At 59.1% G+C, this 11,942-nt stretch carries 8 protein-coding genes and 1 pseudogene; 6 read left to right on the forward strand and 3 right to left on the reverse strand.

Annotated features, from left to right (window positions below):
* Window positions 1–93: 93 nt before the first annotated feature.
* On the reverse strand, window positions 94–2,139 hold the full coding sequence (locus tag BLT00_RS22730; protein ID WP_092149634.1) for a methyl-accepting chemotaxis protein: 2,046 nt from the start codon (window positions 2,137–2,139) through the stop codon (window positions 94–96).
* Between the two features lie 331 nt (window positions 2,140–2,470).
* Here BLT00_RS22730 and BLT00_RS22735 point away from each other — a divergent pair, with 331 nt between their 5' ends.
* Window positions 2,471–3,688 (forward strand): MFS transporter, encoded by a 1,218-nt coding sequence (locus tag BLT00_RS22735; RefSeq protein ID WP_092149632.1) that lies wholly within the window; start codon window positions 2,471–2,473, stop codon window positions 3,686–3,688.
* A 170-nt stretch (window positions 3,689–3,858) separates the two neighbouring features.
* Here BLT00_RS22735 and BLT00_RS22740 read toward each other — a convergent pair whose 3' ends face one another.
* A complete protein-coding gene (locus tag BLT00_RS22740) occupies window positions 3,859–6,159 on the reverse strand; it encodes a calcium up-regulated protein (RefSeq protein ID WP_092149629.1) in 2,301 nt (766 codons plus the stop codon).
* A 1,161-nt stretch (window positions 6,160–7,320) separates the two neighbouring features.
* Here BLT00_RS22740 and BLT00_RS32610 point away from each other — a divergent pair.
* The 5 genes and pseudogenes from BLT00_RS32610 to BLT00_RS22760 all read left to right on the forward strand — a co-directional run.
* Window positions 7,321–8,343: pseudogene (locus BLT00_RS32610) on the forward strand (HAMP domain-containing protein); the annotation flags it as partial.
* Window positions 8,344–8,454: 111 nt separating this feature from the next.
* Window positions 8,455–9,243, forward strand: a complete 789-nt coding sequence (locus BLT00_RS32615) for a methyl-accepting chemotaxis protein (RefSeq protein WP_371914172.1) — start codon at window positions 8,455–8,457, stop codon at window positions 9,241–9,243.
* Between the two features lie 131 nt (window positions 9,244–9,374).
* Window positions 9,375–9,818, forward strand: coding sequence for a DUF3592 domain-containing protein (locus BLT00_RS22750; protein WP_175456255.1), 444 nt, complete (start codon window positions 9,375–9,377; stop codon window positions 9,816–9,818).
* A 4-nt stretch (window positions 9,819–9,822) separates the two neighbouring features.
* Window positions 9,823–10,410, forward strand: coding sequence for a hypothetical protein (locus BLT00_RS22755; protein WP_014340199.1), 588 nt, complete (start codon window positions 9,823–9,825; stop codon window positions 10,408–10,410).
* 106 nt (window positions 10,411–10,516) lie between these two features.
* Window positions 10,517–10,894 (forward strand): c-type cytochrome, encoded by a 378-nt coding sequence (locus BLT00_RS22760; protein ID WP_092149620.1) that lies wholly within the window; start codon window positions 10,517–10,519, stop codon window positions 10,892–10,894.
* 138 nt (window positions 10,895–11,032) lie between these two features.
* Here the strand turns inward: BLT00_RS22760 and BLT00_RS22765 are convergent, their stop codons facing one another.
* A complete protein-coding gene (locus tag BLT00_RS22765) occupies window positions 11,033–11,923 on the reverse strand; it encodes a DMT family transporter (protein ID WP_371856980.1) in 891 nt (296 codons plus the stop codon).
* Window positions 11,924–11,942 lie beyond the last annotated feature (19 nt).

Raw genomic sequence — 11,942 nt, forward strand, 5'->3', positions numbered from 1 at the left:
CATTATTCGCCGGTAACGAAGATGTGTCAAGCGTAAATCTGAAATATTTCTCTGCGCTTTCAACCGCTTAACAATCCTCGCAGCAAATCGCTATCAACCGAGCTGAAATCTCCCTGTGTTGGCACTCAGAGCCCGGCTTCCCTGGCTCAGGGTATCCGCCGCCAGGTTCACGGCCCTTGCGCCTTCAAGCAAACGCATTGCTGCCTGGTCGACCTGCTGGATATTGCCGCTGACCTCGTCGGCGGTGCTGGCTTGCTCATCCACGGCGGTGGCGATTTGCGCCAGGGTATCGGTGACGCTTTGCACCGCGCTGGCAATTTCTCCCAGCCGTTCGCCAAGACCGGTGACGGCTTGGGCGTCGGTCTGGGCCTGGCCGCAGGCGGCTTCCATCAGGCTGACGGCTTCGTTGACCGTGGCGCGCAGGCTGTCGACGGTGGCGGCAATCTGTTGTGTGGAGGATTGGGTGCGTTGCGACAGGCTGCGCACCTCGTCGGCCACCACCGCGAAACCACGGCCCTGTTCCCCGGCGCGAGCGGCTTCGATGGCGGCATTGAGGGCCAAAAGGTTGGTCTGCTCGGCCACGCCACGAATGGTATCGACCACCAGTTGGATCTGTTGCCCCTGTTCGCTGACCCGTCCCAGTGCGGCGGCGGTTTCGTTGAGGCGCTGGTTGAGCTGCTGGATGCTGGCCGTGGTGCGTTGGCTGTCGTGGCTGCTGTCGGTGGCGATGCGGCGGGTCTGCTGCGCGCTATCGGAGGCCTGTTCACAACTCTTTGCCACGCCCTGGGAGGTGGCGGCCAGTTGTGTCGCGGCGGCAGCGATCTGGCTGATCTGCATCTGCTGGGCCTCGACTTCGCCCAGGGCGCCGCTGGAATGGGTATTGAGGGTGCGTACAGCGTTGCTCAACTGCAACGTTTCGTGGTCGACCCCCAGCAGGCTGTTGCGCAATTGCACCACGGCGACGTTGAGAGCGGTGCTGATGGCCGCCAGTTCATCGCGCCCTTGCACCGGCACTTGCAGGCTGAGATTGCCGTCGCGCAGGGCTTCGGCCAGCAGGGTAATGCCGCTGGCGCTGCGCCGGATCGACGCTTGCAGGCAAACAAAAAGATACAGCGCCGCCAGCAGCAGGCAGCCCAGTACCGTCGCCACCAGGGTGAACTGGCGAATCGCCGAACCGTGGTAGTGGTCCAGCCGCGTATCCAGTGCCACCAGTGACTGTTGCCGCAGGGTCGCCAGGTCGGCGAGGAGGGCGTCCATGTGTTTTTCGAAGTCTTCGGGCTTGAGATTGATGGAACCGCCGAACACGCCGTCATCCAACACTTTCAGGCCAGCATCCAAGTGCTTGAGGCTGCCCTGGTATTGTCCGGCCCAGGTTTGCAGATCGCTGGGCAGGCGGGTTTCCAGCAGCGCTCCGGTCTTGACCAACTGGTCCCGGGCGTCGCCGATACGGCTGCGCAGGTCCCGCAGTTGCAGGCGACTCTGCAACGTGAACTGGCCTGATACCACGGAGGCTTGTCCAACGCTGGCCAGGCGACCGACCCGTTCGATCAGGTCCGGCGTCTGTTGGGTGGAAATCTGAGTCAGCAAATACGTTTCCAGCCAGGAGGCGAGGGTCAGGCGGTTGTCCATGACCATCTGTTCGCGCAAGGCTTGCAGGGCGCTGAGGGCGGCGGTGAAGCGGTCGTAGCCATCCGGCCACCAGCCCACGCTGCCCAGGCTTTTCGAATCCAGACCGTTGAGGCTGGTTTGCAGGGCTTGATAGCGGGCGAGGGTATCTTCGGTTTGCAGGGCGTTGCCCAGGTCACTGGCGGCCTGGGTAAGGGCCGGTTGCACTGCGTCATACGCTGCCATGGCGGCCAGCGTCGCGGGTGTCGGCTGCCGATTGGTTTCGGTGGCACGCCAGCGGGCTGCGCGGTTGCGCTGCGCGGTGAGCAGGTTGTCCAGGTTATCCAGGGCCAGCAATTGGCGCACCCCGGCGCGTTCCCCGGAAATCAGGCTGAGTTTGTCGCGATAGTCCTGGCCGATAAGCCATAGGCTGCCCATGAGCGGCAGGATAAAAAGCAGGAACAGCAATTGGAATTTGCGGGCGAAGCCGAAATGCCCCAACAACCTGATTCCAGGTGATAAAAAAGCCTGCATGCCCATACTCCCCTGAACACCCTTGCACTATTTTTGTGCGTTTTCTACACAAGTGTCGAAACAGGTGCTCTTTTAAAAGGCCTCGAAAGTTTGTCCAAATCGGCTCGGTAGGCCAGCTCTGTAGCGAAACTTCCCATTCTCGGTCTCCTTTGTAAGGAGCCGTGTTGTAGACCGTTAACAAGGCAAGATTCAGACCATGGCGTTGGGCTATCACCTTGGATTTCGACAATTTTTCGAGGTCGATAGCTAGCTAAGGGGATAGCCTTGCTGCACCGAAAAATGGCACATTGACGCCTTGCCCGTGTGCACCCTCTGTCGTATGGAAACTCCCATGGCTATCAGCAATACCCAGGCCGAGACCCCGGTCGTTGCCACCACTGCGCAAAGCAGCCCGTTGGTCATGCGGATCATCGGCGCCGTGGCGCTGGCGCATCTGATCAACGACTTGATCCAGGCCGTGCTGCCCTCGATTTATCCAATGCTCAAGGACAGCTATGGCCTGACGTTCACTCAGGTTGGCTTGATCACGCTGACGTTCCAGTTGACCGCCTCTTTGTTGCAGCCTTGGGTCGGCTATCACACTGACCGGCACCCCAAGCCCTGGCTGCTGCCGGCCGGGACGGTGTGCACGTTGATCGGCATTGTGATGATGTCCATGGTCGGCAGTTTTGCCTTGATCCTGTTGGCGGCGGGATTGATCGGCATTGGCTCGTCGACCTTTCACCCGGAAGCGTCGCGGGTGGCGCGATTGGCCTCGGGCGGCCGTTATGGGCTGGCGCAATCGACGTTCCAGGTGGGCGGTAACGCCGGCTCAGCGTTCGGCCCGCTGCTGGCGGCGGCGATCATCATTCCCTATGGGCAAGGCAATGTGGCCTGGTTCGGCTTGTTCGCCCTGTTAGCGCTGTTCGTGCTGTACCGCATCAGCCGCTGGTACGCCAACCACCTGAACTTGTTCAAGCTCAAGCAAGGCCAAGCGGCCACGCATGGCTTATCCAAAGGCCGGGTCTTGAGTGCGCTGGTGGTATTGGGGCTGTTGGTGTTTTCCAAGTATTTCTACATGGCCAGTTTCACCAGCTACTTCACGTTCTACCTGATCGAGAAGTTCGACTTGTCGGTGGCCTCTTCGCAATTGCACCTGTTCCTGTTTCTCGGGGCAGTGGCGGCGGGGACGTTCTTCGGCGGACCGATTGGCGACAGGATCGGGCGCAAGGCGGTGATCTGGTTCTCGATCCTCGGCGTGGCACCGTTCACCCTGATCCTGCCTCACGTTGACCTGTTGTGGACCAGCATCCTCAGCGTGGTCATCGGCTTCATCCTGGCCTCGGCGTTCTCGGCCATCGTGGTGTATGCCCAGGAGCTGGTACCGGGCAACGTCGGGATGATCGCCGGCGTGTTCTTCGGGCTGATGTTCGGTTTCGGCGGGATTGGCGCCGCGCTGCTGGGGCACCTGGCGGACATCCGCGGCATCGAGTATGTGTACTGGTTGTGCTCGTTCCTGCCGCTGTTCGGGGTGTTGGCGATTTTCTTGCCGAGGACTCGAAAGGCTTGAGGCGCGAAGGTCCATGTAGCTGAGCCGACGCCAACGCGAGCTTGCTCGCGAAGGCGTCGGCACATCCAACATCATTGCAAACCGACCCAGCGCCTTCGGAGCAAGCCCGCCTGTCAACACGGCTTTTTCTTCTAGCGCAATTCCCGTTCCTCATGCCTGCGATTCACCCTTCAAGGACGGTAGATACTGGCCTGGATGGCGCCGGGGTATTGCTTGTACCCGCCCGAGTTGCACAGTGGAGTCGACAGTTGATAATCGCCCGCCGTCGTGGCGTTGGCGGTGCGCACATTACCGGCCGCAAACCCAGAGTAATCCTGAAAGGCATCGAACGAGGCGATTGGCTCGTCGAAGTAGTTGCCACGGGAAGGGTCGAAGATCGAGAGCGTGATCGCTACACCACCAGGAAATGCTGCTTCGGCCTCGATCAACACGGTCTCGTAGGGATACAGGGTCTGTGGGGACGGCCCGGCGGAAGTGGGGGACGGATTGAATACCGTGGCCACCAGCGTGTTCGGGCTCAGGTTGGTAAGCGCGATTACCAGGTAATTGGCGGCGTTGCCGCTGTAGGTGTAGGGCCGCGTCATGGCGAATGCCCAACCGTTCCTGTTGTTAAAGAAGTCGTCCTTCGAGCCGCCGTTGTCCCAGACCTGGGTGAGCGCGATTTCTTGCGGATAGATTGACCAATCCGTCGAATCGGCGATCCAGTATTTGAAGTAGGTCCCGTCGATCGCGGGTGTGATGTACTGCGCATAGGCGGGCACACCGTCGATGGGGTTGTTATTGACGTCCAGGTATTGATAGATCTGGAATTTGGTCGGCAGCAGCATTTGCATCACCGACAGCACGTAGCCCTGCTTGGCGGCTTTCACCATATTTCCAGTTTCACCGGAGTTCCAGAACAATCCGTCGGGCGCAGTGGAAGCGATCAGCGTATAGGTGATTTTCAGCTTGGCCCAGTCGGTCAGTATCGTGGTTTCCATGGTGTCGAACGTGTCCAGCAACCCTTCGAAGGTAGCGCTCAATTGTCCCCACAGGTCGGCATAGGCTACCTGGAACAGGCTGGGAGAAACGTTCGAGGTCTGGGCCGCGACCGCCACATTGATACCGCTCTGGAGAACGTTGGCCGCGACGGCGAAATAATTGATGTCGCCTTCCATCGTTTCAGCCGAGAGCACCGTGTAGATGACGCCCGAGAGCACCGCCAGGATGATGCCGCCGATATTGGTCGAGTCACCGTCCTCGAACCCGGCATCCAGCCCAAGTTCGGAGAGCAACGCCCCCTGGTCCTCGAACAGCAGGGTGTGGAAACTGGTGTAGCAGGCGAACAGGCTGTTGACGGCGCTCGCAGCGCTGAGCTCCAACTTCAACTGGTCCACTACGGGGTGCCAGACTTGCGGTGGGAACGCGCTGTAGTCCAGGCCGAGCATGTCTTGCCGGTAATTGTCCAGGGTGCTGGCGCCGTTGGTGTACTGCTCGCGCAGGATCAAATGGGGCTGATTGTTCATGGCCGCCAGTTTGTTGTTGATCCAGTCATAGACAGCCTGTTGGTCAGGCGTAAAGGCCGGGAAGGCCGGGTCGGACGCCGGCAAGGCCATGATGCTGTCCAGGGGCGTGGTAGGCATGAAGTACCATTGGCTCGAGGTGTCGGTGTCTTGCATCTGAACCGAGCCCCCCGTGATATCGACACTCAGATACTGATTCGAAGCGCTGTTCTGGATGGCCGTGGGGCCGAGTCCCGTTCTCCACAGCCAGGTTTGCTCGACCGGGACGGGTACGCTCTGTCTGGTGTTGATTGGCGTACTGCTGTCGGTATCCTGACCCAGCACCAACCCGGCGAGCAGGCCACTGAGCAGCCGTCCATCGGCGGTGACTTGCCAGATCTGGTTGGGCGAACCGGCCACGAAAGAGCTCAGCGTCACGCCGTCTGAACTGGCGGTGAGTACAAAGGGCACGCCTTTCTCGGGTGCAACGAGGTGGCTTTGTACATTGACCCAGCGAGTCGGCGGCCAAACCTGATAGTGATTGCTGCTTGAGGCCCAGCAGGCTTGGTTGAGGGTGTTGTACAGCACGAGGTTGCCGTCGGTCTGGACGAGCAGTTCCTGTGGGTCGATGCCGTTGGTGTAGGGTGACCATGCCACGTTGCCGTCGCTGGTACCCAGGACCAGGTTGCCATCGGTCTGGACATCGAAGTAGGCGCCATTGTTGGTGCCTGTGGCCCAGATCGCGCTACCGGTGAACGAGCTGTTGGCCGCCACGGGGCCTGTGACGACCTGGTACAGCACCAGGTTGCCGTCAGGCTGCAGCAGCAACACGTAACTGTTGTTGGCCGCTGCCGCCCACTGGCCGGGCAGCATCCGCGTGTTGGGTGGAATGTTGCCGTTGTCAGCCTGGACCGGATCGCCGAGCGGGACCGTGAGGAAGGCGCTGGGGTTGGTGGATGTTGCCAGCGTTATATCGCTCAGGTTGTTCATGTGGATCTCCTTTTCACGACATTGGGTGGACGCCTTGCGGTTGTTTTCGGAGGTGAGTGAGCGCAGTGCATGGGTACGGCTGCGCTCCCAAGAGTCCGGCGCGCCGGTGCCTGCTACGCCGATGCATTGATCGGGAAGTCTTTTCAAGTGTCGGGTTGCGAAGTCCCGGAGCGAATCATCGTTCCCGGACTTGAGGTAGCCGAGGGAATGCTCAGCCAGGGAGGTGCCGTTCAATGTCGCCAGTGGCTGGCAGCACTGCACAAATGGCGGGGGCGGGTCTCTTCGTATATCCGTGGTTTGCGAGACGGTGCATGAGAATCTCCCTATCTATGCGGAAGAAGGCGTTCGAGCGTTGTGCCTTGCTGGACGCGCATGGAGTGTAGCCCGGCACCCATATCTTGCCTGAGCCCTCCCTTTTGCCCGGTGGTGGCCAGTGCCGTGCAAGGAGTGAGTCCAAACTTGAAACGCTGTGAATCTTGTACTTGATGAGTACGTTGCTGTTGCGACTAAAGTACTGGTTTGTATAAGCCTTAAGTGGGTATTTGTATAAAGGTTGGTCGTGTTAATTTGCTGTTGTGGTTAATGGTTAGAAGGGAATCTGCAGCATTATTCAAGGGTGACCCCTGTGGTGACTGAAAAAGCAGGTTTTCACATTCTTTCCAGCTATCGCCCTTATTGTCCCGGACATAAGGCCTTCGATTCTTGGTTTGATGACCTCTTCTGCGCTGCGGGCGGACAGGGGTTGCGCCCCCCACCTGCCATATTGAAATTCTTATAAAGAGCTGTATCGCCAAGTTCTTCCAAGGTGTTTACCTCGGGGACGGCGTAGCAGCCGTAATCGATTGTCATGCCGTGTCGTGCATACGTTAGATGCTGCCGTCTTTTGACGTTGGCCATAAATAGAATCAGGCGGGGAATGATATGAAGTTCAAGTCATTGCAGGCACGCATTTGTGTCACGGCAGGCGTATGCCTGTTTGTTTCATCCATCAGCCTGATTGTCTACGGGCTCTTCAGCGCCCGGGCCAACGAGCAATATGTTTCGACCGAGGTCAGCGCACTGGTTGAAAAATCAGCGATCCGGGAAATCCAGAACCTGGCCGAGTCCCGGGCCAACGCCATCCAGGCCAAGTTGCAGAATGCGCTGGATGCAGCCCGCACCATGGCCAATGCCTTTGCCGCCAGCAAGGCCTCGCAAAGCCCCCTGGCATTGGGCCGTGAACAGATCAACAGCGTACTGCTCAGCGTCCTCAAGGATAACCCGGACTTCAACGGCACCTATTCCTGCTGGGAACCGAATGCGTTGGACGGGCAGGATCCGGCGTTCCGCAATGCAGAGGATGGCAATAACCCGCTGACCGGGCGCTTCACGCCTTACTGGACGCGCAGCGCCGATGGCCACGTCGCGGTGCAACCATTGGTCGAGTATGACTCCCCGGACCGTCATCCCAACGGTGTGCCCAAGGGCGGCTGGTACAGCGGCCCGCGCGACACCCTCAAGGAAAGCGTGCTCGACCCCATTCCTTATGTGGTCCAGGGGAAAAACGTCTGGCTGACCACCTTGTCGGTGCCCATCGTATCCAACGGCAAGTTCTACGGTGTGGTCGGGGCTGACTTCGATATCGCGTTTATCCAGAAACTCAGCGAGCAGATGTCTGCCGATCTCTACGGCGGCAAAGGCACGGTTTCGATCTTGAGTAACCAGGGCTTGGTGGTCGCGGACAGCCAGCGGACCGACCTGATTGGCCAGCCGATCAAGGCGTTGTTGCCGGACTCATGGGAAAAGGTGCTCCGCGATATCCAGGGCGGTCGGGGTGATGGCCTGCTCAATGCGCAAACACAGAACATCGAAGTGCTGATGCCCATTGCGCTCGGTCGCACGGGCAAGCCCTGGGCGGTGTTGATTCGCCTGCCCAAGGCTGTGGTCATGAGCCAGGCCATCGCCCTGGAGCAGGAACTGCAAGCGCGCAGCCTCAACAACAGCATCTGGCAGGTATCGGTAGGGTTGGTCATTTCGTTGTTGGCCCTGGCTGCCCTGTGGTATGCCGCGGCAAAAATCGTTGGGCCGATTCGCGAAGCCGCCGCCTTGGCCGCCACCATCAGCCTGGGGGATTTCTCTCGTCGCCTGGTGCAGAAATCCGAAGATGAAGTCGGGCAGTTGTCTGTGGCCCTCAACGACATGTCTGAAAGCCTGCAACGGCAGGTGCGGGTGGCCGAGCGTATTTCCGAAGGTGACCTGGATCTGGAGGTCCGCTTGTCTTCGCCCCATGACACCCTTGGCAAGTCATTGGAGAAAATGGTCAGCAACCTGAACCAGCTGATTTCCGAGGTTCAAATCAGCGCCACCCAGATCACCGGCAGCTCGGCGCAGGTTACCGACTTGAGTCAGTCACTCTCGGACGGAGCTTCCAATTCCGCCTCGTCCATCACCGAAATCAGCGCGGTGATGACGCAGATGGCCGCCCAGACCCGGGACAATGCCGCCAACGCCAAGAAGGCCGATGAGCAATCCCAGGCCTCGCGGGCCGATGCCGGGGAAAGCGACAAATTGATGAGCGAACTGATAGCCGCCATGGCCGAAATCGACAACTCGGGCAAGGACATCACTGCGATCATCACCACCATCGACAACATCGCCGCACAAACCAACCTGCTGGCCTTGAACGCGGCGATCGAGGCTGCCCGGGCTGGTGAGCTTGGGCGCGGTTTTGCCGTGGTCGCCGATGAAGTGCGTAGCCTGGCCGCCCGCAGTGCCGAGGCCGCCCAGCAGACTGCCGCGCTGATCGCCGATTCATCGAGCAAGACTCAGCGTGGCATGATCATCGCCGGCCGGACCGCCGAATCACTGAAGAACATCGTCAGTGGAACCAGCGCGGTTTCCAACCTGGTTTCGCTGATCTACCAGGCCTCCAGCGAGCAGGCTTCCGGCTTGCAGCAGGCCAGTATCGGGCTTGAGCAGATCGACGAAGTGACGCAGAAAAACCAGTCGAATTCGCAAGAGTGTGCAGTGGCGGCCAAGGACCTTTCAGAGCGAGCTTCCCTGATGCAGCGGGTGTTGGGACGCTTCAAGGTCAAAAGAGGCTAATGGGCATCCGTGGCGAGGGCGGAAATTCCCTCGCCACGGCGATCACAAACCTCGAATGAACCGCATTACGACATAGCAGGCTTTTTGTTATCCTCCCCGCCTTCTTTCATGGACGAATACCGGGACAAGCTATGGCTAACACCCCCCCGTCACGCACCGGGACGATACTGCTGGGCCTGCTTTTTGCGCTGATCGGCATTGGCTTGCTGGGCATTGCCGTCAATCTCACCCTCGACCGTCGCGACTTCCTCGCCCGGGCACAGACCGTCGATGGCATCGTCAGCCACTTGAATGCCGGTGGTTCGCATCCCGAGATCGCCTTCACCACCGTCAGTGGTGAAAAAATTTCCTACCCCCAGGGCGGCTTTATCTTCGGCTATCAGAAGGACCAGCCGGTGCGGGTGCATTACCTGCCCGAGCAGCCGACGGCCAGCGCCATCGTCGATGCCCCGGCGGCACTGTGGGGCACTTCCGGTGTACTGGGTTTTATCGGCCTGGTGTTCACCCTTGTCGGCCTGCTGAAAGCTACCCGCCAACGCGGTCGCGATGCGGTTCATTCACATAAAGGACTTTGAACGTATGAGCTACAACATCCCACTCCCGGTTAATGAAAGTCGCTGGCAGTACCAGACCGCTAGCGGTGGTGGCCTGACCGTGGTCATGGTGGCGGGCAGTGGTGGCTCGATTATCCTGCGCTCGCCCCAGGGCGAAGACGTCAGCTACCGCTATGGCGGGGTCGGCGTGGGTGTCGGGTTTGGCGCCAGGCTGCCGCGTTTCGGCAAGATCAATATCCAGATCAAGGGCAAGGGTGTGGCTGCGGCCGGTGCGGCAGAGGCGTTTCCCAGCACTGGCAAGGTGTTTGTCAGCGACGCCCTGGTCGACCGCGACCTGACCAGTGACGATATCACCGGCCCTTGCATGTATACCGAAGTGGGCGTGGGCTTGGGGATCGGCGGTTCGGCCACGGCCCTGCTGTTCGGGCTCGATCCCAAGTTGCTGGCGTTGTCGGTGGCCCTGAGCTCCAACCCGGCAACCTCGCTCATCGCTTCGACCACGGTCAACCGGCAACTGGCGCGCTCGGCCAAGGGCGCGGTGGTCATGGCCGGGGTGAATGCTGGCCTGCAGGCCGGTGGTGGCGCGGCGATCTACATGGGCTATCTGTTCTAGTCGGATTGTGCGAGCGGACAACAATCCCGGCATCTAAAACCTGTGGGAATGAGTTTGCTCCCGCAGGGAGTTGCGCCCATAAAAATTGGTATGTGCCGAAAGCATAATGAAAATATCAGTCATCGCTTCGCTAGGGCTTTTATCGCTCATTCAAACATCACTGGCCTTTGCGGATAATGCCAATGGGAAAAATCTCTATCTACAGAGATGTGCCATGTGTCATGGGGCGGATATCAAGGGGACAGGGCCGTTGGCGCATAAAAGCAATCCTCCTGCGCCTGACCTTACAACGTCCGCTTTCAAGAAACGACTGAGTGATTATCCGGGTGTCATTGTGTCGTCGATAATACTGCGACCCAATGGGGATTTGATTCCGAGGACTTTGCGAGAGAATGGTGTGAAGCTACCGCCGCATTCTTGGAGTGTTAAGGATTTTCGCGATTTGAATCAGTATATGGATGGCGTGATTTCAAAGAGCCGATGATCTCTGGGTGCGATAGAGACGGTTTGGGAGGGTGTGTGTATCCGTTTCTGCGGTAAGGGCTACTGGCGGCCGATACTGGCAAGAAGAATCTAATAAACAGCCTCATGCAGGCTGCCCATGCGTGATGGTTCGTATGGATCAATTGCCGTGGTGACGGTTCGCCGGCAAAGCCAGCGCGACGCCCCCCAGTACCACGGCTGAGACCATCAACAAGCGGATCGACATAGGCTCGCTCAAGAGCCAGACGCCCCCCAGCGCAGCAATGATGGGTACGCTTAATTGAAGGGTTGCCGCTTGCTGCGAGCTGATTTGCTTAACCGTGCCGTACCAGAGCGCATAGCCGCAACCTGACGCCAATACACCTGAAGCCAGCGCGTACAGCACGCCAGGCGAACTCATGTGAGCACCACTTTCGAAAGCCATGCCGGGGCCAAGCAAAAACAGCAACGGAAGGCTTCTTGCAAAATTGCCCGTGGTGTCGGCGAGCGGGTTGGCGGACCTTTTGCCGAGCACCGAGTAAATGCCCCACGCCACTCCCGACATCGCCATGAGCAATGCGCTGCCAATAGGCGGCGCATCAGCGCCCGGCAGCAACATTGCAAGCAGACCGCAGAACGCCGTTATCATGCCTATCAGCACTTTTTTCTGAATCTGCTCTCCTTCTTGCCAGGAAAGGATGAACATCGTGATTTGCACCGCCCCAAACAGGATCAGGGCGCCCACGCCTGCACCTAGCTGAACATAGGCAATGGAGAAAAGGTAGGCGTAAAGAAAAAGAGAAAGGCCACCCCTCCAGCTACCGCCGATGCTTGGACGAGGATTACGACGCCTGATCAAGAGCAGCAGAAATACCCCGCCACTGAGCAACCGAATCGCCGTGAATGAATCGGGGTCAATTTGACCGTTCATCAGTGCCTGGCGGCAAAAAATCGAATTTGCTGCGAAGGCAACCAGGCACAGAATCGCCTGCAATGCCCAGATCGAACGGCTGGTTTCATTGCGGTCTGGGTCAGTTATCGCAGTCATCAGGCAAACGCTCCAACCAATA

This window comes from Pseudomonas sp. NFACC51 (assembly GCF_900103575.1).
GTDB lineage: Bacteria > Pseudomonadota > Gammaproteobacteria > Pseudomonadales > Pseudomonadaceae > Aquipseudomonas > Aquipseudomonas fluorescens_Q.

Bases quoted from the DNA above. Each gene is read 5' to 3' on its own strand.
- BLT00_RS22735 (WP_092149632.1), top strand. From the start codon at position 2,471: ATGGCTATCAGCAATACCCAGGCCGAGACCCCGGTCGTTGCCACCACT.
- BLT00_RS22760 (WP_092149620.1), top strand. From the start codon at position 10,517: ATGAAAATATCAGTCATCGCTTCGCTAGGGCTTTTATCGCTCATTCAA.
- BLT00_RS22755 (WP_014340199.1), top strand. From the start codon at position 9,823: ATGAGCTACAACATCCCACTCCCGGTTAATGAAAGTCGCTGGCAGTAC.
- BLT00_RS22750 (WP_175456255.1), top strand. From the start codon at position 9,375: ATGGCTAACACCCCCCCGTCACGCACCGGGACGATACTGCTGGGCCTG.
- BLT00_RS32615 (WP_371914172.1), top strand. From the start codon at position 8,455: ATGGTCAGCAACCTGAACCAGCTGATTTCCGAGGTTCAAATCAGCGCC.
- BLT00_RS22740 (WP_092149629.1), bottom strand. From the start codon at position 6,159: ATGAACAACCTGAGCGATATAACGCTGGCAACATCCACCAACCCCAGC.
- BLT00_RS22730 (WP_092149634.1), bottom strand. From the start codon at position 2,139: ATGCAGGCTTTTTTATCACCTGGAATCAGGTTGTTGGGGCATTTCGGC.